Annotated in this window: 16 protein-coding genes; 3 read left to right on the top strand and 13 right to left on the bottom strand. The window is 56.1% G+C overall.

What is annotated here, in order from left to right; translation table 11 throughout:
* Nucleotides 1-39: 39 nt before the first annotated feature.
* From HXS66_RS00635 to HXS66_RS00625, 3 genes are read right to left on the bottom strand one after another with little or no spacing between them, the layout of a single operon-like run.
* Nucleotides 40-990, bottom strand: coding sequence for a GIY-YIG nuclease family protein (locus HXS66_RS00635; protein WP_176502648.1), 951 nt, complete (start codon nt 988-990; stop codon nt 40-42).
* Nucleotides 987-2,363: a restriction endonuclease subunit S gene (locus tag HXS66_RS00630; RefSeq protein WP_176502647.1), complete on the bottom strand. Its 1,377-nt coding sequence runs from the start codon at nt 2,361-2,363 to the stop codon at nt 987-989. Before HXS66_RS00630 ends, HXS66_RS00635 begins: the two co-directional genes overlap by 4 nt.
* On the bottom strand, nt 2,360-4,372 hold the full coding sequence (locus HXS66_RS00625) for a class I SAM-dependent DNA methyltransferase (protein ID WP_176502646.1): 2,013 nt from the start codon (nt 4,370-4,372) through the stop codon (nt 2,360-2,362). Before HXS66_RS00625 ends, HXS66_RS00630 begins: the two co-directional genes overlap by 4 nt.
* 207 nt (nt 4,373-4,579) lie before the next feature.
* Here HXS66_RS00625 and HXS66_RS00620 point away from each other — a divergent pair, with 207 nt between their 5' ends.
* The gene (locus tag HXS66_RS00620) at nt 4,580-5,476 is read left to right on the top strand and encodes a LysR family transcriptional regulator (protein WP_176502645.1); all 897 of its coding nucleotides are present in this window, start codon (nt 4,580-4,582) and stop codon (nt 5,474-5,476) included.
* Between the two features lies 1 nt (nt 5,477).
* Here HXS66_RS00620 and HXS66_RS00615 read toward each other — a convergent pair whose 3' ends face one another.
* The 6 genes from HXS66_RS00615 to HXS66_RS00590 all read right to left on the bottom strand — a co-directional run bounded on the left by HXS66_RS00615 (nt 5,478) and on the right by HXS66_RS00590 (nt 12,834).
* Nucleotides 5,478-6,983, bottom strand: a complete 1,506-nt coding sequence (locus HXS66_RS00615; RefSeq protein ID WP_176502644.1) for an AbgT family transporter — start codon at nt 6,981-6,983, stop codon at nt 5,478-5,480.
* A 37-nt stretch (nt 6,984-7,020) separates the two neighbouring features.
* Complete coding sequence (locus HXS66_RS00610) at nt 7,021-8,175, bottom strand: M20 family metallopeptidase (RefSeq protein ID WP_176502643.1); 1,155 nt, start codon at nt 8,173-8,175, stop codon at nt 7,021-7,023.
* Between the two features lie 233 nt (nt 8,176-8,408).
* On the bottom strand, nt 8,409-9,632 hold the full coding sequence (locus HXS66_RS00605) for an HNH endonuclease (protein WP_176502642.1): 1,224 nt from the start codon (nt 9,630-9,632) through the stop codon (nt 8,409-8,411).
* Nucleotides 9,629-10,354 carry an OmpA family protein gene (locus HXS66_RS00600; protein WP_176502641.1) on the bottom strand — a complete coding sequence of 242 codons (726 nt, stop codon included), beginning with the start codon at nt 10,352-10,354 and terminating at the stop codon, nt 9,629-9,631. The genes HXS66_RS00605 and HXS66_RS00600 overlap by 4 nt, the downstream gene beginning before the upstream one ends.
* Nucleotides 10,354-12,213 carry a hypothetical protein gene (locus HXS66_RS00595; RefSeq protein ID WP_176502640.1) on the bottom strand — a complete coding sequence of 620 codons (1,860 nt, stop codon included), beginning with the start codon at nt 12,211-12,213 and terminating at the stop codon, nt 10,354-10,356. The genes HXS66_RS00600 and HXS66_RS00595 overlap by 1 nt, the downstream gene beginning before the upstream one ends.
* A 156-nt stretch (nt 12,214-12,369) precedes the next feature.
* Nucleotides 12,370-12,834 (bottom strand): hypothetical protein, encoded by a 465-nt coding sequence (locus tag HXS66_RS00590; RefSeq protein ID WP_176502639.1) that lies wholly within the window; start codon nt 12,832-12,834, stop codon nt 12,370-12,372.
* A gap of 448 nt (nt 12,835-13,282) precedes the next feature.
* Between HXS66_RS00590 and HXS66_RS00585 the strand changes: the two genes are divergently transcribed.
* Nucleotides 13,283-14,356, top strand: a complete 1,074-nt coding sequence (locus HXS66_RS00585) for a hypothetical protein (protein ID WP_176502638.1) — start codon at nt 13,283-13,285, stop codon at nt 14,354-14,356.
* A gap of 57 nt (nt 14,357-14,413) precedes the next feature.
* Here HXS66_RS00585 and HXS66_RS00580 read toward each other — a convergent pair whose 3' ends face one another.
* The 4 genes from HXS66_RS00580 to HXS66_RS00565 form a co-directional block, all read right to left on the bottom strand.
* Nucleotides 14,414-14,941, bottom strand: coding sequence for a flavin reductase family protein (locus HXS66_RS00580; protein WP_176502637.1), 528 nt, complete (start codon nt 14,939-14,941; stop codon nt 14,414-14,416).
* Nucleotides 14,942-15,213: 272 nt separating this feature from the next.
* A complete protein-coding gene (locus HXS66_RS00575; protein ID WP_176502636.1) occupies nt 15,214-16,248 on the bottom strand; it encodes a methionine synthase in 1,035 nt (344 codons plus the stop codon).
* Between the two features lie 95 nt (nt 16,249-16,343).
* Complete coding sequence (locus HXS66_RS00570; protein ID WP_176502635.1) at nt 16,344-17,333, bottom strand: DUF1852 domain-containing protein; 990 nt, start codon at nt 17,331-17,333, stop codon at nt 16,344-16,346.
* A 524-nt stretch (nt 17,334-17,857) separates the two neighbouring features.
* Entirely contained in the window at nt 17,858-19,897 is a 2,040-nt protein-coding gene (locus HXS66_RS00565) for a sigma-54-dependent Fis family transcriptional regulator (protein WP_255303017.1), read from the bottom strand.
* Nucleotides 19,898-20,325: 428 nt separating this feature from the next.
* On the opposite strand from HXS66_RS00565, the gene HXS66_RS00560 reads away from it, so the two are divergent.
* The gene (locus HXS66_RS00560; protein WP_176502634.1) at nt 20,326-22,122 is read left to right on the top strand and encodes an NAD(P)/FAD-dependent oxidoreductase; all 1,797 of its coding nucleotides are present in this window, start codon (nt 20,326-20,328) and stop codon (nt 22,120-22,122) included.
* Nucleotides 22,123-22,153: the final 31 nt, after the last annotated feature.

Raw genomic sequence — 22,153 nt, 5'->3', positions numbered from 1 at the left:
TCGTGAGGAGTCGGCATGCTGGCCTGACTCACTGGTACGTTATTGGGCGTAGCCTTCATCGGTGGCGCTGGGGGTCGTCATTACCACGCTGTCTTGCCAGTCCGCATAGGTCTGGCCGGTGCTTTCTGTCTTCCAGTGCTCGCGCCCATTGGCTGCACGACCGGACACCACCGCGGCGGCGGCGCTGGGGCTCGAGAAGGCCTGATCGGTAGAAAAGCAGCGTAATCCCTTTTCCGCTTCGATCAGCACCCCGTTATCACAGAGTTGCTGGTAAAGGTTCTGATAGCCCCCGCCTTTGCCTGTCCAACTACCCTTGGCCAATGACCCCTTCAAGACATAGAACTCGCCTTCGATTTCCTTGCCCAGCGCCTTGATACCGAGGCGTGGCACCTCTGCCACAAAGAGTGGTGATGCTTGAGTACTGATGTCAGCCGGTTCGGCAAGCGTGTTGGAAGCTGAGGGCTTGGGGCGCTCACGCAGGAAGTCGAAGCTGAGTACCGGACGCACGGTACGAATCTGCTCCAGGAAGAAGGCCATGTCGGCGCGGTCCGACTCCGGCAGGCAGCCGTACTCGTGGGCGGTGCCATTGAGCAGGCGGCATTGGCCGGCCTCGCGTGCGGCCTGCATCAGCAGACTTTCGAGATGTTTGACGTGAGCCTTGGTCAGGTTCTGGTCCTTGCTTGTCACCAGGCACACCCGCTCCCAGAAGTCCTTGCCGCCCTTGTCCTCCGGGCGGTTGTGCTGTTTGAGGCGGGTGGCCACGTCATCGCTCTCACCGATGTACACCGACGGCAGCGAACTATCCTCAGCGGCTGGACCGATCAGGAAGTAGATCCCGGTTCGACCGCACTCGGGACGCTGCACCAACTGGCTCAACTTCCCGCGCGGGCCAGTGATGACATGGCCGGTCCAGTTCATGATCTCGGCAGTCATCAGGCCACTCGGTGTGCCATCGACCAGAAACAGTCGGATGCTGCGTCCCTGACTCATGCGCTGATCTCCGCTGACTCGGTAGCTGCTTGGCTCGCCTTAGGTGGCTGCCAGTCACGCACGTCGATCTTGCCGGTGACAGCGGCGGAGATCAGGGCGGAGCGACGTTCTAGGAGTAACTCTATATTCCATAACGAGTCATTTATAAGAGCATCAAATTTCTTATTTTTATCATCTATGTAACTAAAAATCTTCCTCTGCTCTGACAGATCAGGCACAGCTATTTTTCTTGAGCTCATTGTGGAGAGAGGTATTCTCGATCTAGTAGAACCAGTTGCTAAGATACCTGCGTCAGCCTTAGCTCCTGATGAAAGTTGTAATGCCATAAAATAAGGATTTGTTTTCTCCAACTTTAATCTAAATCTAAAGCAATCAGCCTTTACCATGGCAGGATATATATCTACCGGCGCTACACATGCTCTACCCACTAAGTTTTTTTCATCACCAAGTCCGGCAATCAATATGTCATTCTCGATCACATCGCTTTTATCAATGCTATTTTTGTAATAATCTTCATCAATGTAGGCAGCATCGGAATTGTTGAATGTCCCAAATTTTATATTCTGTAGGCGAATAACTCTAACGCCTTCATCAGTATAATGGCTTGATTTTAAGGCCGATCCAAATGGTCCATCGCATCTGCTATCTGTAACATGGGATAGCTTGCATACCTCCCAATGCGCCGGCACGTATCCCAGCCACTCCACACCGGAATCCTTCATCGGCACATTCGGGTCCAGGCCCTTGGTGACGGTGTGCGAGATCACCGCCTGACGCTTCTCCTTGAGGAGAGCGATCAGGCGTTGCTGCTCCTCGATCAGCGCGTCGATACTCGCGGTTTCGTGGTCGAGGAAAGTAGCTATTTTTCTACTCTCAGGTAATGTCGGGATTATTGTTGAGATGTTCCCTAAACGCTCAGCGTTCAATATGCGAAGTACATTCCCTGTGGCATATAATTCGAGCTCATGCTTACAGGCTTTCAAAAGATAAAACAAGAATTTGGGGCTTTGTTTAGGGATTAAGCTAGTGATTTGTTGGTTCGTGCACGATAAGTTTTTATTGAAACCTATTTTCCCAATACTGCCAATGCAGCACACTAAAGTAGAATGTGGTGGGATAGGCCTACAGAAATTCCAGCCCTTAGCCGTTAAAAATTTTGTTCCATGCGATGGGGTGCCTGATTCATCTAAGTCATCAGGTCTAAGCCAAGGCCAACCAGAATCAGCGTAGTTTGACATATCATCGCTGGGTGGAGTGATACCAGTAACCAATTCAGCAAGAAACTTAATACGGCTTATTTCCCAGTGGCTAGGCACTTCCCCCAACCACTCGACACCTGAGTCCTTGTATTCTTCATAGGCTTTGAAGCTCATGCCGACATCTCCTCGATCATCTGCTTGATGCGGTCGGTACAGGCATTGAGGTCGGCATCGATGGCTTCCAGCGGGCGCGGCGGCACGAACTGGTAGAAGTGGCGATTGAAGGGGATTTCATAGCCTTCGATGCCGAGACGGCCAGAGAGCGGGTCGCGCTTGGTGTCGTCGATCCAGGCATCGGGCACGTGGGGCTTCACTTCACGCTCGAAGTACTCCAGCACCGATTCGTTCATCGGCACGTTCTCGTAGTCGCGCAGGCCGCTGTCGGCTTCCGGGTTGCCGTGCTTGTCACAGCAGATATCGGCTGTGTCACTGCGCTCACTCAAGGCGTTCATGACGGCCTTGAGCAGCGGGGCACCGACTTTCATGCTGGCGGGCAGCTCGGCCTTTAGGGCGGCCTTGAGCACCTTGGTGAAGGCGTCACGGTTGGTGAACAGCGTATCCGGCAGGGTGGCGCAGGCGGCGAGCAGGGCGCTGCGTTCTTCTTCCTTGAGCTTCTGGATGGCCTTCTCGTCACTCAGGCGAGCGATACGTTCCTCACTGGCCTGGAAGTCGAGGCGCAGCGGACGCTCGACGGTGATACGGCGGTAGCCGAAGTCTTCATTGGCGAAGATCTTGCTGCGCGGCGCGCCATCTTCCGTGAGGCTCTCGTCTTCCCCGGCAAAGCTGCCGTAGAGGCGCACCAGCTCTTCGATCTGGCCGTCTTCCAGGTGCTTGCGCTTGCTGCCGAGTGACTTGCGCATCTTGCTGCCCATGTCACCGGCGTTGATCAGCTGCACCTTGCCCTTGCGTGCCTGTGGCTTGCGGTTGGAGAGAATCCACACATAGGTGGCGATGCCGGTGTTGTAGAACATGTCCGTCGGCAGCGCGATGATGGCTTCCACCATGTCGCGGGTGAGCAGGTAGCGGCGAATCTCGGACTCACCACTGCCGGCACCGCCAGTGAACAGCGGCGAGCCATTGAGGATGATGCCGATACGCGAGCCGCCATCGCTGGGCGCACGCATCTTGGATACCAGATGCATGAGGAACAGCAGCGAGCCATCGGAGACACGCGGCAGGCCGGGGCCAAAGCGGCCATCGTGGCCCTTGAGAGTGTGCTCATCGGTGATCTGCTTCTGCACCTTCTTCCAATCCACACCGAAGGGCGGGTTGGAGAGCATGTAGGCGAAGCGCTCGCCGGCCAGCTGGTCATCTGAGAGGGTATTGCCGAGCTTGATCTGATCAATGCCCTGGCCCTTGATCAGCATGTCGCCCTTGCAGATGGCGTAGGACTCGGGATTGAGCTCCTGCCCGTGCAGCGAGACGCTGACGTTGTGGCTGATGTCCTGAATGTAGGCATCGCCCTCGGAGAGGAAGCCACCGGTACCCGCCGTGGGGTCATACAGGGTGACAATGCCACCGGGCGCGATGTGTTCCTCTTCACCGGTCATCAGCAGTGAAGTGGTGAGGTGCACGATATCGCGTGGGGTGAAGTGCTCACCGGCGGTTTCGTTGGAGCTCTCGGCAAACTTGCGGATCAGCTCCTCGAAGATGATGCCCATCTCGTAGTTGCTGACAGCCTCGGGGCTGAGGTCGATCTCCGCGACGCGCTCGACCACCTTGTAGAGCAGGTTGTTGTTACTCAGCTGCAGGACGAAGTTCTCGAACTCGAAGTGCTCGAAGATCTCCCGTGCACTGGGGCTGAAAGCCTGCACGTAGCTCATCAAGTCTTCTGAGGTCTGGGTCGCGGAGAGCGTGCCCAGGGCCAGTGGTGAGGCATTGAAGAACTCGCGCCCGGTGGCACGCATCAACAGTTTCTCGCGCAGGGTATCCGGCTTGTCGGCGTTCTCTTCCGCCACGGCCAATGTCTTGGCCTTGGTGTCTTGCAGTACGCACTCCAGGCGGCGCAGCAGGGTGAAGGGCAGGATGATGCGCCCGTATTGAGACTGCTTGAAATCGCCGCGCAGCAGGTCCGCGATGGACCAGATGTAACTCGCCAGCTGGGAATGACTTTCCGTGTTCACGATGATGCTCCCGCGTATGGAACTGCTATAGGAATTGCAGATAAGGCTGTAGGGGCATGATAGCGCGTCATGCACCATGACTAAATCAGGGTATGGCGAGGTGCGTCGCATATTCAGGCAGTTAGCGACATGCGATGTGCAGATGGAATCTGTGATATCTGTATGACTACCAGCATGTAGCACTGATTATCAGAGGCGTAGTGACAAATGGAGTGTCTGGACAAGCGCGCGCTTTATCTGCAGGAAGTCAGTAGTTGTGGTGGGGTTCGGGCGGCTGCAGAGCATCTGGATGTGAATCCTTCTGTCGTAACGCGTCAGATCCGGAGTCTGGAGAATGAGCTGGGCGTGGCGTTGCTCGAGAGAAATGGCCGCCATGTACTGCCAACGGAGGCGGGGAGACTGGTGCTGGAGAGTTATCTGGCACAGCGGCAACTCAACTCCGAGCTTCGCGATACGCTGTCACGCTGGAAGAATCTGCAGACAGGGCAGGTCACTGTCTCTGTCGGTGATGGTTTCGTGGATAGCTTCATCAAGTCGGTGCTGAGCACCGTCGCAAAGCGTTATCCAGATGTGATGATCGATATGCGCACCGGCATCTATGCGCCGCGCGAGCCTCATGAGATGGTCTTGCATGATGAGGTGGATATCGCGGTGACTTACGGACCGGTGGTAGACCCTCGTCTGGTCGTGCATTCCTTTGCCCGCGGGCCTCTATGTGCTCTCGTGGCGAGGGATCATCCCCTGGCAGATCATGAAAGCGTCTCCGTGGCGGAGTTGGCACGTCACAAGTTGATCTTCCTGCCGGAGGTCTCGGGGTCGCAGCGTCTGGTCAATGACATCTTCCGTACGGCAGGCCAGGTCGCGACGCCTTCCTACCGCTGCAATCTGCATTCCATCTCGCGTCGGATGGCCTGTGCGGGTGTTGGTGTCGCCTTCATGACGGCAGCCGCTGCACATGAAGAGGTCTCGGCGGGCCTCCTGTCTGCCATCCCCATCGAGCACCCTTTGGCAGAGGCCACCCAAGGCAATCTGGTACGCAGAGTCGGCAGACGGCTGACGCCGGCTGCCGACTATCTATGGAAGGTGATGATGGGGATGCACTGACTCAGCCCGCCATCATGTAGACCCCCGGCCCGATGGCCCAGCCCAGCGAGAGCCATAGCATCAGGAAGGCCGACCAGGCGATCAGGAAGCCAAGCGCCAGTGGCAGCATGGTAGCCACTAGAGTACCGAGGCCCATTTCCGGTTGATAGCGCTGCATGTAGACCAGCGCCACCGAGAAGTAGGGGCTCATCGGCGAGATGATGTTGGTACTGGAGTCACCGATACGGAACATCGCCTGCACGAAGGCAGGGTCGAAATCGATCATCATCAGCATGGGTACGAAGACCGGTGCCATCAGCGCCCATTGCGCGGAGCCGCTTGTCATGAAGATGTTGAGCACTGCCGTCATCACGATGAAGGCACCGACCAGTGGGAGGCCGGTAAAGCCTGTGCTCTGCAGGATATCGGAGCCTTCAATGGCAATGAACTGACCCAGCTCGGACCATTTGAAGTAAGCGATGAACTGCGAGATCGCGAAGAACAGCACCAGTGTCGGGGCCAGCTCGCTGGCAGATTCCGCCATCTTCTGTGGGACATCGCGACTGCTGGTGATCTTGCCGACAGTCGCGCCATAAACCAGGCCAATCAGTACGAAGTACAGGAACATCAGCGGCACGAGGGACTTGAGGAACGGAGAGGGGATCAAGCCGCCATCTGCATTGCGCAGCGGGGAAGCCTCAGGCAGTACCGCGATCAGTACAAGCGCGATATAGGCAAGAGTGGCCAGACCAACACGCTTGATACCGAGCCATTCTTCTGCCTTCAGTTCAGGCTTTTCGCCCTGTGCCGTGAAGTCCTTGCCCATGGGCAGGACGCGCTGTAGACGCGGCTCCACTACCTTGTCGATGATAAGAGTCCCGACGATGGCCAGCACGAACACCGAACAGGCGACGAAGTAGTAGTTGTCGACCGGTGAGACATAGGCATTGGAGTCCACAAGCCTGGCCGCATCCGTCGTGATACCGGAGAACAGTGCGTCGCCTACGGTCACGAACAGACTGGCATCGTAGCCAGCGCCTGCGGCGGCATAAGCCGCCGCTGCCCCGGCGATGGGGTGGCGGCCTACGGAGTGGTACACCATCGCAGCCAGAGGAATCAGAATCAGATAGTTGGCATCCGAGGCGATACTGCCGCAGATACCCGCCATGAAGACGCAGAACGTCAGCAGGACCGGAGGCGCTTTCGCGACGCTGACCTGCATGAGCGTGGACATGAGGCCGACCTTGTCAGCCAGGCCTATCCCGAACATGACGACCAGGATGAGCCCCAGGGGCGGGAAGTTGATGAAGTTGCTGACCACGCTGGTCAGCATGAACTCCAGACCCTCAGGTGATACCAGGCTACGCACATGTACCACGGCATCGCTTTGCGGATTGACGGCAGACACACCGAGCAGGTCCAGCACCGCCGAGGCGAGGATGATCAGTCCCGCCAGAATCGTGAACAGAATGAAGGGGTGAGGGAGCTTGTTCCCTGTACGTTCGATGGATGCGAGAACGGCTTGCATTGTTGTTGTCCTTATTATGTTGATCTGACTGACTTGTTCAATCGCGCGCCAGCAAGTCCTTGGCCAACGACAGGAAGACTCCGCCCGCGACCGGCAGGATGTCGTCGTTGAAGTCGTAATGCTCATTGTGCAGATAGGCACTGTCGCCGTTGCCGACGAAGAAGAAGCACCCGGGGATTTCCCTGAGGTAGAAGGCGAAGTCCTCAGCGCCCATGGTGGGCATGTAATCCAGCTTCTTGATGTCATCACTGACCTGGTGCTGACGAGCGATCTCGAGAACCTTGTCAGACCATTCGGCGTCATTGAGGAGAGGCGGGATCTCGAGCTCATGCGTCATTCGGTAGCTAGCGCCATGCGCGCTGCACACGCCCGAAATGACCTGCTCAAGCTGGCCGGCCAGAGCATCTCGTGACGAAGTACGGTCACTGCGGATGTTGATCAGGATCTCGGCTTCGCCGGGGATGATGTTGGCCGCATCACCGGCATGGAAGGCGGCAATCGTGATGACACCTGCTTCCAGCGGCGATTTGTGACGCGCGACCAGTCCTTGAAGCTGCTGGATGATCGAGGTACCCACATAGATCGCATCCACTGCCAGGTGCGGCATGGCGGCATGCCCGGTTTTCCCTTCGACAGTGACACGGAAGGTGTCGTTACCCCCCATGGCTGGACCGGGTTTGACGAATACTTGGCCGGCCGGGAAGTTCGGACGATTGTGGTAGCCGAATATCGCGGAGACTTTCGGATTCTCCAGCACACCTTCTTCGATCATCCGTGCTGCGCCGTTACCGCCTTCCTCCGCTGGCTGGAAGATCAGCTTCAAATGGCCGGACAAGGTACCGCGCTGCTCCATGATGGCTTCAGCCGCCAAAAGGAGTGTGGCGGTATGGCCATCATGCCCGCAGGCATGCATCAGCCCACGCTTGGTGGAGCAGTGCGAAAAGGTGTTGGCCTCATCAATCGGCAGCGCATCCATGTCCGCGCGAAAGGCAATGACGGGACCAGGACGACCAGTGTCCAGTTCCGCCAAGACACCTGTCTCTGCAATGCCCTCTGTGACCTTGTATCCCAGCTCGCGCAATCTCTCGGCGACCACCTTCGCTGTCTGGGTCTCCTCGAACTTCAGCTCGGGATGCTGATGGAAGTGGTGCCTGAGCGATCTGGCCGTCTCTACCTGACTGTCAGTAAACATTGATTGTCCTTATTCTAGTTTAGGAGCTGCTTGACTACGCTAGAACAAGAGAAGGCGGAAGAGGGAGACCAGAAAAGGGCATGTTTGTTGATCTGAGAGCAACGAAGATTGACGTATACGTGCGGACGCCCAGCAGATCCCCAGGTTTTGGAGAGTCGAGTCATGCCAATTTATCAATGGGTATCGCATGTGGAGCAACGGGAGGGACTCCACATGCGATACCTGCTGAAGCGCTAACTCAAGTGCTTTACAAGATAATCCGGATACGCGAGGGATTGCTCGACTGATAACGTGTTCCAACCTTGCTGGCGGGCGGTATCAGCATCTTCGATTGAGATGGCAATCGCGAGCTGAGCGGAAGGCCATGCCAATTCCAGAGTGGCGATGACAGCTGAATTCTCATCCAGAATATTCAGACCAACCACCGGTATCGGTACACGGCTGTGTTGCAGGGAGTGCAACACTCCATTCATGCCCGGGTCCGCCAGATCGAAAACGCGACTCCAATCCGCCGGCACTGGCATGTTCTGCTGTTGGCGAAGCCGCGCGATCAAGTGTCGGTCTTCAAGACTCACGATCATATGATCGTGATAGGGCTGTTTGCTATGACAATCAATACAGAGTGCACGCAGATTCTCATCACGATTATCCTGCTTGTTGGCATTCACGTGATGAGAATGAAGCAAATACGGATAGTCATTGAGGTCTACCGAACACTCTTCACAGCAGTAGTCCCGTGACGTGCGATATCGACGAGACACCTCTTTCCAATCTTCAGTATAGCCCTTCTCTCGCGCGGTTGTGGGGGCTTTACGTTGTGGATGAGAAGAGAAGAATGATGCATAGCGTTCGAAGAAGGCCTCAAAGGAGAAGTCCTTGAAGATGGCTCCCTTGCCTCGTCCGGGAACGGCGTAGCCATCGTAGTTGAGTTTGTTCAAACAATATTTGCAGACTTTCAGAGCAGCATGGCCCTTGCGTTCGCTTTTGTTGTCATGAATGGAGAAGTGATCATCAATCCGTTGGGTCGCGAAGTACTTGGTATCGTACTTCCCATTCTGTTTCATCTTTTCCAGGTGCATACAGAAGGCAACATGCATGCGGTTGCCATCGTTACCATCCTGTAGAGCTTTCTCGAAACGTTCCGGGTAATGGCCCGGCATATACATCATGATCTGCTGGCCATCTTTCTGGAGAAGGCCACCAGGGCCTTCCACAACATGAAAAGATTCTTCAGATAATGCTCCGCCCTCAATAGGCACCACAGGCTCGTGTAGTTGGTCTGATCTATCACCTCCAGAGTCGCCAGGGCCACCAGAGACACCAGAGACACCAGAGACACCAGAGACACCAGAGACACCAGCACTGACAGAAGTTGGCTCAAGCGTTATCTTGACCCTATCCGGCCTCACCTTGTTGACATTGCTCCAGAGCTCTCCAAGATCGATCTCCAGCTTCATTGGCCGACCTCATCGAGAATCGCGCGAATCTGGCTTTCGGCATTGGTCAGAATGCGGAAGCTGACACGCCGAGAGCGCTCAGCATTTTCCTGTTGTTTCTCATCCAGTTCCGGATGAGCCGAGGAGTAACCGACCGCAGCGGTAGTTTGCTTGACCCATGACTTTTCAGCCTGAGTTTCCGGCAGTTGATAAAGATATCCCAGCACGGAGCGCGTCCGGTCCTGCGAGAGCTGCATGTTCAGAAAGTAAGCTTGGTCTTCGCTGACATGTTGGTTCCAGCGGCTGGAGGTGTGGCCCTCGATACGTACTTCCTGAATTCTGTCCTTGAAGGGCGCAAGCACCTTGAGATAACGCGGATAGAAATCTCTCAGAATCTGCTCGAAGCGAGGGCGAAGGCTGGCCGAGCCGGTGGCAAACAGCACCTCCGGTGACTGGAATGTGAAAGCCAGTGTTTCAGGATCTATCTCCGCTTCCCACCCCGAGAGATCATCCGAGAACTCATCCTGCAAGGCCCTGAGGATGGCAACCTGGGTATCCTGATAGGCCTTGGCGACATCCGTGACGCCTTGGCGTACCTGATTGGCATGCATCATCAAGGCGACGGCGATCAGCAAGAACACCATCATCAGCCCGGCCATCAAGTCAGAGACGCTGAGCCAATGGTGTTCCTCTTCACTACCGGCCGCGCTGCCACGGCCGAAGACGGCATCAAGACGACTCATCAAAAGGCTCCTGCCTTGTCAGCCTGCTGAATGATGCGATGCATCTCGTTGGTCAAGCGCCCGTAATCATTGGTGAAGCCTTTAGTAATAGTTGTCAGTGCGCTTCCCATTTCATTCATTACTTTCAGAAGTTGTTCCTGTGTTTCTTTATTGAGTGTCTCGAATTGGCCATTCAGTGATGTCTGAGTATCTTCAGATACTTTCTTGAGTGCACCTTGAAGTTGCTCCTGAGCCGCCGTCAGTTGGCCTTGATACTGCTTCAGGCCATTTTCCAGCGTCTCGCGCAGTTGCTTTTGATTGGTTTCTCCGGCCTCGCCTAGTTGGCGGGTCAGCTGAGTGGAGTACTCGCCCAGCTTGTCGCTAAGGGAAGTCACTTGCTGTTCCGCGATCTCGATTCCCTTGCGATGCGTCTCGTTCATACGGGCGGAGCTATCAGACAACTGCTCAGCAATACGCTCATTGCCTTCGGTAATATTCTTGCCCATGACTTCGTGTTGCTGCTGGAGGTGTTCGATCATCGTGCGCACTTGCGTATTGACGGTTTCATGAGCGTCACGGAACTGGCCTGCGATTTCAGTGGCCTGAGCAGCAAGGTGATCAGAGGTGCCTTGCAGTGACTGGTGAACGCTGTTGTAGCGTTCGTTGAGGCCGGAGGCGCCTTCGATCATCTCAGCGTTGATCTTGGCGGTGCCATCGACCAGCTCCTTCTTGAGTTCCTCACTCCCACTGACCAGCTGGGTTGCGGCATTGAAGGCGGCCTGGGAAATATCGGCCACTGTCTTCTCGACCTGCGCATTGATCTGCGGCACTGCTTCGATGGCCTTGTCGCGCATGTCGGCGAAGACGGCGAGATGGGCTTCAAGGTCTGCCAGCTGGCGCTGAGTCGCAGTCAGAAGCGTTCCCAGGCCTGACATCGTTTCCGGAATGGCGCTGGCACTGGTGCTGATGTTGGCGACGCTCTTTTCGGTATCGGTGATCGCCGTCACGCCTTGAGCGTACTGATCACGCATTTCCCCTAGCTGCTGGCGGTAGTTTTCCTGCCATTCCACCAGCGATTTGACCGAGGCATCCAGTGCCTTGAAGTTATCGCCGAACTGTTCCGTCAGCTGGTTGTTGAAGTCCTGAATAACTTCCTTGAGGGCATTTATGACCTGCTCGGTGGCGGATTTTGACATCATTTCGGCGAACTCGCGCATCTGCTCGCTAAGCTCACGAGCAAAGGCGTCAAAGCGCTGGCGTTGGGCGTCGGCGTGGATGCCGAGGGCCTCAGCGGCGGTGGACTGACGATCTACCTCGCGCACTAGGGCCTTGTGATTGTCATCCTGATTCTGACGCAGTAGACGAATCTGCCCGGTAAGGGTGTCGCTGTCATCGCCGGCAATTGCCAGATGCAGCTTCTCCAGATTGGCAGTTTGCTGAGCGAGTTGCTCATTCTGCTGCAGCATTACCTGGTGAATGTGCTCCGGGCCGACTTCTTTTGGGCCTGTCGCCACTTCGGACTTGGGTTGCATAAACTCCAAGCCGGTAAGCACCTTGTAGACCATGGCCAGCGCCATGCCGAACAGGCTGGTCATGAAGGCGGTTTTCAGCCCGTCGAGCAGCAAGGAGATGCTGCCCTCGATATCGGCGGTATCAAAGTGCAGCAGGCCAATGACGATACCGATGAATGTTCCCAACATGCCGAGGGAAGTCAGCAGATTTGTTGTGTAATGCGTCAGGCTGCGCATCTTGTCTTTTCTGTAGCAAATCAGGGCGGCAATCCCGATTGCGAGTATTGCCCAGCAGAAGATGCCGGTAATGGTGTCGGCACTGAAGCGATACAATAGGCCTTCCATGTTGCTGGATATCAGTTCAATCATGTCGAGTGCTCCCTGCTGTCTTATCTAGGCTTCAATTCAAAATATGCCAGTCGCTGCCGGAGTGGCCCGACAACGGCTATATGTATGTAATATTCATTCAACGATGATGAGTCAGCGGTGGGCGATGATTATAATGCTTTCACGCTAGCCTCATTCTCACTTGCTGCTGATTTTCCAATCTTTGCTTGCGGTACTGGTGTCCGACTCCAGGAAGGTTAATCTCGTGCGAACTGGCTTCTCTATCGAGATAAGTGCTGGGGTGGTTGGTGCTTGGCGGGTTGGCTCGAGCCGGAAGTCCAGCGTGTTCATGGCATCCATGTGACCGAGCTGAACGGCGTCGTCAGCTGAAGCCGTAGCACGCAGTTGGGTATCCAGGTTCGACAAGCCAGCACGGAAGCCTGGAGATAGATCATCCACCAGAGCTGTTTTCTCCGGGGCGAGTACACGAATGTTGGGCTCGAGCCGGGTGAGAAAACTCGCCTCTCTTCCACGCACCAGCTCCGAAAGACCAGTGCAGTGAAGGAAGTACTCGCCATCAATGCTGTGATCCATTCGGGTCAGCCGCCACTCGGCATCAAGAACCTCTAGGCGCATCCCTGGAGCGTACTGTGGCTGACTCATGCCTTCTTCCTTGTGTGACGTGTTGCTGAGCATTACATGCCGAGCAGGGTAACAGGGCGCTGACAAAGGATGTCAGGCTGTAAATCCATTCAGTATGCTTGAAAATGCGAAGCACACCGCCCATCGCCAAATGCCTTTCAAAGCGTGGTTACGGCGTTCTTGGCCGTAGCCAGGTTGCGCAGCATGACGCAAAGAAGAGGTTTACGGCGCTAATCCATTCGTCTCGTTTGTGAGACGCACGTGTCGTTTCCTTGCACATTATCATATATTAGTCACGTTTCGAAGGTAACATCTATTTGCTCTAGGCTAGCACTGAGCTACGCAAGGCGGACAATAAGTTGAAGGGTCGGACACAATATCTCTGCGATATTATTCAGAAGTCTTATCCACTGCCAATACTATACTAATTTAAATTTTTTGGTCGAGTCACCATGAATCGTGAGGGAATATGTTTACGCTAAAAGAAAAAAGAGTTGTAAAGCTAAATACTCTACAGCAGTTAAGTGCGGATTTTCCTAATGGAAATTGGATATATGACAATTGTGTTTTTAAGAACAGAGAGTTTGAAATCCATAATATTAGTGGGTTTTTCTTGCTGCTTCATGAGATGAAATCCGTCTTTGCAGGCTGGATATTTTTTCTAAAAGTATTGATTGATAAAAAAGAAAGATATATCGTCGACGGTGTCAGAGCAGATTATAGATATGCTACATCTAAATTAAGAGCATTTTGGTTGCTTTTCTTGGAAATGAATTTATTTGACAAGGTTTTCTTTTTTTTAATAGCCGTGATTCCAGCTATTGTGATGTTATTATTTTTATTGATATATCTTCCGACAAAGATTTTGTATATGTTTATTTGCAGTGTGTGGAAGAAGAGTACGAATAAGACCATTATTGGGTCTTTTAATTTTTCAGTAAATGAAAGAGCAATAGTGATTTATCCCAATAAGTTATCCAGATATTCCGAAGAGTATAAAAAATCCATAATAACTCATGAGCACATGCATTTTATCCAACACTCCTATAAAAACAAATTCTCCATCAAAATCAAGCAGCTCAGTGATACTGCGATGGATTATGTTTTTTCCATAGACGAATCAATAAGGGGGTATTTCTCTTATATTTTAGATGAGCATGAGTTTGAGGTTAGAATTCACGAAATGCTAGTATGTTACTATCGTGCGTATGGTAAATTGCCTGGTAGTCTCTCAGAGTTAGAGACCTGTTACTTAGAATACATACTCGGAGAAAACTACGATGGAAAAGGTAATGTATACACATCAAAAATGATATATCGTAACGAAACGCATGCAGACGATCTTCGATTGATTTATATGAGTGTCAGGCCAGAATTTGACGAAGTATTCATGTCTGAATTGGTTGGAGTCTTATATGCTAATTTGCTCGATTATTATGGGCTTGATTGGAAATCAATGGTTATTCGTTCTGAAATAGCGGGGCCAAACTTGAGCGCTTATCTCTATCAGAAAATAGTTTTCCGTTCTAGTATGTTGTTATAGACAGGCAGAGCCCGGCTGTTCTCAGCCTCATGACTACCGGGCCCCATAGACTCATGTCTAAAATTCTGCAGCCCCAGCCAAATCCCCGTACTTTCCCTTGAAATACAGCAACGGCCGTGAGGTCGCAGCAACATCCAGATTCAGTCCTTTCACTTCCCCGATCACGATCAGATGGTCGCCTGCAGGGTGCTCAGCGTGAATCTTGCAGTCGAGCCAGTGCAGACTGTCATTGATGACTGGGTTGCCGAGAAGGGAAAGCTGCCAGTCGATGCCTTGCCATTTGTCTGCGCCACGCATGGCGAACTGGTTGGAGACATGGCTTTGTTCGCTGGAGAGGATGTTGACGGCGAAGCGCTCTGCCTGGCGAATCTTTGGGTAGCTGAAGGAGCTTGCCTTGACGCTGAACGAGACCAGCGGCGGGTTCATCGAGACGCTGTAGAACGACTGGCAGGTGAAGCCGATGGGCTCGTCGTCGACCTGGGTGGTGATGATGGTGATGCCGGAGGCGAAGTGGCCGAGGGCTTCACGGAAACTGGTGGGGTCGATAATGGTGTCAGCTTTGGTGTCGGTATCGGAGAGTGACATGACAGGTCCTGCAAGATTGGGGAGGTGGTAATTGTCAGCCGTAGGGGAGGGGCTGCAGCGATAGCGCGGGACTGGGTGATTGAGTGACAAGGATGTGAGTGATGAAAAAATGGCCGTCGTGAATTCTTCACGATGGCCATTTTTGTTTGCGGCGGTATCAGCCGCAGCTGCTTCCACTCTCGAGCACTATCGTCGGGCCAACTCGGTTCGGGACTAGCCTGGCGCTATCTGACAGTGCTGTGCCTTGGCCTGTTCAGTGTTTCGCCAAGCGATCAGCGCTGCGCTTCGAGTTCCTTGCGCACGATGGCGGCGCCGGCGGTGAGTGCCTGCAGCTTGCCGCGGGCGACTTCACGGGAGAGCGGGGCCATGCCGCAGTTGGTGCAGGGGTAGAGCTTGTCGGCATCCACGAATTGCAGCGCCTTGCGCAGGGTCTCGGCGACCTCTTCCGGCGTCTCGATGGTGTTGTTGGCGACATCGATGGCACCAACCATTACCTTCTTGCCACGGATCAGCTCGATCAGCTCCATCGGCACGTGGGAGTTGTGGCATTCCAGCGAGACGATATCGATGTTGGATTGCTGAAGCTTCGGGAAGGCCTCTTCGTACTGACGCCACTCGGAGCCCAGGGTGTTCTTCCAGTCAGTGTTGGCCTTGATGCCGTAGCCGTAACAGATATGGATGGCGGTCTCGCACTTGAGGCCTTCGATCGCACGCTCCAGCGTGGCGATACCCCATTCATTTACTTCATCGAAGAACACGTTGAAGGCCGGTTCATCGAACTGGATGATGTCGACGCCTGCTGCTTCGAGCTCCCTGGCTTCCTCGTTGAGGATCTTGGCGAATTCCCAGGCCAGCTTCTCGCGGCTCTTGTAATGGCCATCGAAGAGGGTGTCGACCATGGTCATCGGGCCAGGCAGTGCCCACTTGATCGGCTGATCGGTCTGCGAGCGCAGGAACTTGGCATCTTCGACGAACACCGGCTTCTGACGAGAGACCGGGCCGACTACGGACGGCACGCTGGCTTCGTAGCGATCTCGGATCTTGACGGTTTCGCGCTTCTCGAAATCCACACCATTCAGGTGTTCGATGAAGGTGGTGACGAAGTGCTGACGCGATTGCTCGCCATCGCTGACGATGTCGATCCCTGCGTGTTGCTGCTCCTGCAGGGAGACGCGCAGGGCATCCTGCTTGCCCGCGATCAGTGCCTCACCCTCGAGCTTCCATGGGGACCACAGGACCTCTGGTTCGGCGAGCCAGGAGGGTTTCGGCAGGCTGCCAGCGGTGGAGGTCGGGAGTAATCTCGTCATGATGAATAACCTTGTCCTTGGAATGGTTCAGATAGCGAATGTCGTTCGTCGATCAGCGCGCTGTTTGCGGATCAGTGAGCTGACCGATGATGAATTTATTGGTTGGCGGACCAGTTGGTGGACCACTGCTCGAGCAGGTTCTGGTAAGGCTTGATGAAGCTTTCTTCAACGAACTTGCCCTGCTCGATGGCGAGCTGACTGCGCTCTTCGCGGTCGTACACGATGCGCGTCAGTGAGTGGTCCTGCTGCTTCAGGCTCGCCTGATAGGATTTGCCGGCCACGGAATTGGCGTTGTAGACCTCAGGACGATAGATCTTCTGGAAGGTGTCCATGGTGCTGATGGTGCTGATCAGTTCCAGATTGCTGTAATCGTTGAGCAGGTCGCCGGTGTGGTAGAAGGCCAGCGGCGCAACGCTGCCCGGCGGCATGAAGTAACGCACCTTCAGGCCCATCTTGCTGAAGTACGCATCGGTCAGAGAATCATCATCCTGGCGATATTCCACCCCGAGGATCGGGTGCACGTTCTCGGTCTGCTGATAGGTCTTGGTGGTCGAGACGCTGATGCAGATGATCGGCGGTTTCTTGAAGCATTCCTTGTAGGCGGAGGAACCCACGAAGGCCTGGAACAGGTTGCCGTGCAGTACGCCGAACTGCTCCGGAACACTGAAGGACTCCTTGCCCTTGTTGTGCTCCAGCAGGCGCACGCTGAAGTCATAATCGCGCACGTAGGACGAGAAGTTGTTGCCGGTCACGCCGTCAATGCGCTGATTCGTCTGGTGGTCGACGATGGTGGTCTGCAGGATCTCGATGATCGGCAGGGCACTGTCGGAACGGGCGGCATCGAGATTCAGCTCGACGGAGATGATGTCCAGCTCGACGGAGTAACGATCGCCCTTGGGGTTGTCCCAGTTGGCCAGCGCATTGAATCGGTTGTTGATCATGTTCAGCGTGCTGCGCAGGTTCTGCTGACGGCTCTCACCACGCGCCAGGTTGGCGAAGTTGGTGGTCAGGCGGGTGTTTTCCGCCGGAACGTAGTTCTCGTCGAAGCGCAGACTCTTGATGCTGAAACCGAATTCGTTGCTCATGGTCGTTCACCTTGATCCTGAGAGAGATAATTCACTGTGTCGTCGACATCTTCCCGTGATCTTTCAGGCGTCTCGTGAGCGGGTTGCTCTCTGTGAGAATGCATCCATGCCGGGAGAGGCACGCTGCTCGCCATCACGTTCCATGTGCTGGCTGTGAAGTGCAGCGTCATGGGAAGTCTTCATCAACGATCTGATGCAGGTGAGTATCCATTCCAGAGCCTCATGAGACAAACTGGATTTTTTAATGTTCAAGTTGAGTGAAATTCATAATGAGGCCGGGCGTCATTTAGGGCGCTGTGAAAGCCGGCGAATCAAGTGGGGGATAGGCGGGCTCAGCAAGCGCGCAATGTGAGCCGTAGAGACGTCGACGCGAGGAGGGGGCAAGGGGAAGGTGAGGTCAACATACGGGCTGGCCCGAACGTTTGCTCGGGCCGGCTTGCGTGGCAACCCTCTACAACTTCAGAGCACGACATCCTCATGCACTCTTCATGCTCTTCACACTCGGCTATGAAGATGCAGCTGGTTCATGAGGCGAGCGGCTGATGATTAGGCGCGACCAGGCCATGACGGCGCATGCGGCGGTAGATAGTGGGTCGCGAGACGCCGAGTTGGCGGGCAACCTGGCTGATGTTCCAGTCCGTGTGGCGCAACAGCTCGAGCAATTCGCCTGCCTCTGTCCCAGCCTCCGCAGATGCGAACGTTGGAGAGCCAGTGCTTGAGGAACCGCTGGATGCAACGAGGGAGGAAGCGGCAAATGGGCTGGTAGTTCCGCAGGCGCTGCCGGTGTTGGCCTGGCAGACCTCCGGCAGATCATGCAGGGTGATTTCATCGCCTTCCGCGGTGGCCATCGCGAAGGCAATTGCATTGCGCAGTTGGCGGATATTGCCCGGCCAGTGATGACTCAGCAGCGCACTGATGGCGTCGGCGCGCAGATGGAGTGACTGATCGCGTTCGGCCTGCAGTTCCGCATGCAGTTTGCGAATGAGGTAGTGGCGGTCGGCGCGCTCACGCAGCGCGGGTAGCAGGAGTTCGGCGCCGTTGAGTCGGTAGTAGAGGTCTTCGCGGAATTGCCCGCTGGCGATCAGCTCCGTGACATCACGATGCGTGGCAGTGATGACTCGAATATCCACCTTGATGGGCGTCTCGGCCCCCAGTGGCGACACCTCCCGCTCGGCAAGTACGCGCAACAGGCGTGACTGGAGCGGCAGCGGCATGTCGCCGATCTCATCCAGGAACAGTGTGCCACCGTCGGCCTGTTGAATCAGGCCGCGCATGCCCTTGGGCCTCCCTCCCGTGAAGGCGCCCGGCAGATAACCGAAGAGTTCACTTTCAATCAGCGATTCCGGAATGGCCGCGCAGTTAACCGCCACGAAGGGCGCCTTGGCGCGTGGCCCGCTATCATGCAGCGCCCGCGCCAACACTTCCTTGCCGGTCCCCGTCTCGCCACGAATCAGGATGCTCACATTCTCATGGCGCATGCGGCGCGCCAGCTTGAGCAGCCGGTGCATGGAAGGGTCATCTCCCGCGAGCTGGTCCAGCTCGGGCACCGGGTCATCCTGCTGACTGACGGTGGGGAGGGCCTTCACCGGATAGCCGCGCGGTTCGATCAGCGTCACGAAGACGATGGCGTCATCTGCCCGCAGGCGGAAGGCGCGGATCTGATCCAGGTTAGCGTGCGGAATGCTCAGCAGCTCATTGAGCTCCCCATCGAACAGTTGCGTGACAGCGGGCAGGGTAGAGACCGTCCACGGTGGCCAGCGCTCCAGATGCGCATCGATCAGGCGTCGGCCTTCGTGATTGGCGGCGATCACCTTGCCATCTTCCTGAATGGCAAACAGGCCACGACCATTCAGGTGCACGAATTCCCGCGCCGTGTCGAAGCGCAGGATCAGGCAATCCCGATAGCGATGCAGGAAGTAGGCATCCTCGATCATGCGGGCATGCAGGGTGACCAGGGAGAGGGCAAAGGTCTGGCTCTCCTGCGGGCGTGGCGATTTCAGTGCCGAGATGTCGAGGGCAGCGATCACACGCCCCTGGGGATCGGTGATGGGGGCCGCGGTGCAGGTCAGATCAATGTGGGTGGCATCGAAGTGCTCACGCTGATGGCAGGTGACGGCTGCGCTATCGTGCAGACAGGTGCCCGCCGCCGAGGTGCCGGCATAGCGCTCGTTCCAGTCCGAGCCGAGATAGAGGCCGGCGCGCCGCAGCTCACTCAATTGATCACGCTGACCGCGAAAATCCACCGCGATACCGCGTTGATCGGTGAGGATCAGCGCATAGCCATGTTGTGCGATCTGACTATAGAGCCGCTCCACCCCGGCACGCGCCACATGCAACAGCTCATCCGCCGATTCCTGATGATCGCGCAGCGCCTGCTGGGTGAGAACGCGGACCGGGCGAGGGCGGCTGGGGTCGAGCTGATATTTCTCCAGACAGCGCTGCCAGGAGCGACGGATGACGTCGCGCTGAGTCTCGGGGAAGGCGTCGCGGCCTTCGCCGAGTTGCATCAGGGTCTGGATATGCTGCCGCTTGTCAGACGGCATCGTGTCGAGTTGGCGGATCATGGCTGCCTCGGCGCTGGCCGTCTCGGGACGGCTCTTTTGATAGTGGCTACGGCTCTTTTAATTTTTGGCTATGGCTCTTGTGCCGGTGGCGATGGCAATCGCGGTTGTCACGACAGTGGCCATGGCAAAAGCGGCGTGTGCTCCTTCAAGCGTATGCGGTGTGGCGGGAGCGTCAATCACCCTGTCCTGCATCCTTGGTCGGGGCGTTACAGGTGTAACGCGACGTGTCAGGCGTACGGCGTACAGTTGTCACGAGGAAGGGGGAATGCCCCGCGAGACGAGGAGGGTGATGGTGCGGTAGTGGCGAACTTTTGTCATTGATGACAAGTGGTTACGAGCTTTGTCAGGCGTGCATGACGAAGCTGGCATGCTTGATGCCTTGGATGGAAGGCGTGACTACAACATCCAACAACACGCGGAGAGACGCCATGACCGCACGCACGCCAACTCAGATCGCTCAGCAATGGCTCGATGATTTCGAGTCCTCCCTGACTCAGCGCGATATCGCCCGGGTTCTCTCGTTGTTTGGCGAGGAATGCTACTGGCGCGATTTGATCGCCTTCACCTGGAATCTCAAGACCTCGGAGGGCAAGGACGAGATCCAGTCGATGCTCGCGGCAACCCTCGAGCATGTCGCTCCCTCTCACTGGCAACTGGATGATGAGGCCAGTGAGGCAGGCGGCATCGTCGAAGCCTGGTTCACTTTCGAGACCGCCGATGCACGCGGCAAGGGCTTGTTGCGCCTGAAGGAAGGGCGCTGCTGGACGCTGTTGACCGCCATGCGCGAACTCAAGGAATTCCCCGAACCGCTGGGTATGCAGCGTCCCAAGGGCGCCGAGCATGGTGCCAACAAGCAACGTGAGACCTGGCTTGAGTCGCGTCAGCGCGAAGAGGCTGAGCTGGGCTACGAGCGCCAGCCGTATTGCGTGATCATCGGTGGCGGTCAGGGCGGCATCGGGTTGGCCGCAAGGCTCAGACAGATGGATGTGCCGACCATCGTGATCGACAAGAATCCGCGTGCGGGCGATGCCTGGCGCAATCGCTACAAGTCCCTGTGTCTGCATGACCCGGTATGGTACGACCACATGCCTTACATCCCCTTCCCGGCAAACTGGCCGGTCTTCGCGCCCAAGGACAAGGTCGCGGACTGGCTGGAGATGTACACCAAGATCATGGAGCTCAATTACTGGAACTCCACGACCTGTGAGAGGGCGCACTTCGAGGAGGCAAGCGGCGAGTGGGTGATCGAGGTGGTGCGCGACGGCAAGCCCGTGACCTTGCGTCCCAGGCAACTGGTACTGGCCACGGGCATGTCGGGCATGCCCAACGTGCCACACTTCCCGGGGGCCGAGACCTTCGAAGGTGAGCAGCAGCACTCCAGCCAGCACCCGGGGCCGGATGCCTATCGTGGCAAGAAGGTGGTCGTGGTGGGGGCCAACAATTCCGCTCACGATATCTGCGCCGCGCTGTGGGAGCACGATGCAGACGTGACCATGCTGCAGCGCTCCTCCACGCATGTGGTGAAGTCCAACTCGCTGATGGAAGAGGCGCTGGGGCCGCTCTATTCCGAACAGGCAGTGCAAAACGGCATCGATCATCACAAGGCGGACCTGATCTTTGCCTCGATTCCCTACCGAATACTGCCCGACTTCCAGCGCCCGATCTTCGAGGCGATCCGCAAGCGTGATGCCGACTACTACCGTCGACTGGAGGCAGCAGGCTTCCTGCTCGATTTTGGCGATGACGATTCGGGCCTGTTCCTGAAATACCTGCGGCGCGGCTCCGGCTACTACATCGATGTGGGCGCCTGTGATCTGGTCGCCAATGGTGACATCAAGCTGCGCAGTGGCGCCGGCATCGAGTGCATCAATCCGCGCTCGGTCACCCTGACCGACGGCACGGAATTGCCCGCCGATCTGATCGTCTATGCCACCGGCTACGGCTCGATGAACGGCTGGGCGGCACGCATCATCTCGCAGGACGTCGCCGACAAGGTCGGCAAATGCTGGGGCATGGGCTCCGATACGCTCAAGGACCCCGGGCCCTGGGAGGGAGAGCTGCGCAACATGTGGAAGCCGACCCAACAACAGGCGTTGTGGTTCCACGGCGGTAACCTGCACCAGTCCCGTCACTACTCCCAGTATCTGGCGCTGCAGCTCAAGGCGCGGCTCGAGGGTATTCCGACGCCGGTCTACGGCCTTCAGGAAGTCCACCACCTGAGCTGATGCCAGTGGCGCTGGACCGTGTGCCAGCGTC

Source organism: Cobetia sp. 5-11-6-3 (assembly GCF_013374055.1).
Lineage (GTDB): Bacteria > Pseudomonadota > Gammaproteobacteria > Pseudomonadales > Halomonadaceae > Cobetia > Cobetia marina.
Note: the sequence above shows the minus strand (reverse complement) of the source record. Positions and strands in the feature narration are given on the sequence as shown.

What these genes read in the sequence shown, in the direction of transcription:
- HXS66_RS00635 (WP_176502648.1), bottom strand. Translation starts at nt 990, where the DNA reads ATGAGTCAGGGACGCAGCATCCGACTGTTTCTGGTCGATGGCACACCG.
- HXS66_RS00630 (WP_176502647.1), bottom strand. Translation starts at nt 2,363, where the DNA reads ATGAGCTTCAAAGCCTATGAAGAATACAAGGACTCAGGTGTCGAGTGG.
- HXS66_RS00620 (WP_176502645.1), top strand. Translation starts at nt 4,580, where the DNA reads ATGGAGTGTCTGGACAAGCGCGCGCTTTATCTGCAGGAAGTCAGTAGT.
- HXS66_RS00615 (WP_176502644.1), bottom strand. Translation starts at nt 6,983, where the DNA reads ATGCAAGCCGTTCTCGCATCCATCGAACGTACAGGGAACAAGCTCCCT.
- HXS66_RS00610 (WP_176502643.1), bottom strand. Translation starts at nt 8,175, where the DNA reads ATGTTTACTGACAGTCAGGTAGAGACGGCCAGATCGCTCAGGCACCAC.
- HXS66_RS00605 (WP_176502642.1), bottom strand. Translation starts at nt 9,632, where the DNA reads ATGAAGCTGGAGATCGATCTTGGAGAGCTCTGGAGCAATGTCAACAAG.
- HXS66_RS00600 (WP_176502641.1), bottom strand. Translation starts at nt 10,354, where the DNA reads ATGAGTCGTCTTGATGCCGTCTTCGGCCGTGGCAGCGCGGCCGGTAGT.
- HXS66_RS00595 (WP_176502640.1), bottom strand. Translation starts at nt 12,213, where the DNA reads ATGATTGAACTGATATCCAGCAACATGGAAGGCCTATTGTATCGCTTC.
- HXS66_RS00590 (WP_176502639.1), bottom strand. Translation starts at nt 12,834, where the DNA reads ATGAGTCAGCCACAGTACGCTCCAGGGATGCGCCTAGAGGTTCTTGAT.
- HXS66_RS00585 (WP_176502638.1), top strand. Translation starts at nt 13,283, where the DNA reads ATGTTTACGCTAAAAGAAAAAAGAGTTGTAAAGCTAAATACTCTACAG.
- HXS66_RS00580 (WP_176502637.1), bottom strand. Translation starts at nt 14,941, where the DNA reads ATGTCACTCTCCGATACCGACACCAAAGCTGACACCATTATCGACCCC.
- HXS66_RS00575 (WP_176502636.1), bottom strand. Translation starts at nt 16,248, where the DNA reads ATGACGAGATTACTCCCGACCTCCACCGCTGGCAGCCTGCCGAAACCC.
- HXS66_RS00570 (WP_176502635.1), bottom strand. Translation starts at nt 17,333, where the DNA reads ATGAGCAACGAATTCGGTTTCAGCATCAAGAGTCTGCGCTTCGACGAG.
- HXS66_RS00565 (WP_255303017.1), bottom strand. Translation starts at nt 19,897, where the DNA reads ATGATCCGCCAACTCGACACGATGCCGTCTGACAAGCGGCAGCATATC.
- HXS66_RS00560 (WP_176502634.1), top strand. Translation starts at nt 20,326, where the DNA reads ATGACCGCACGCACGCCAACTCAGATCGCTCAGCAATGGCTCGATGAT.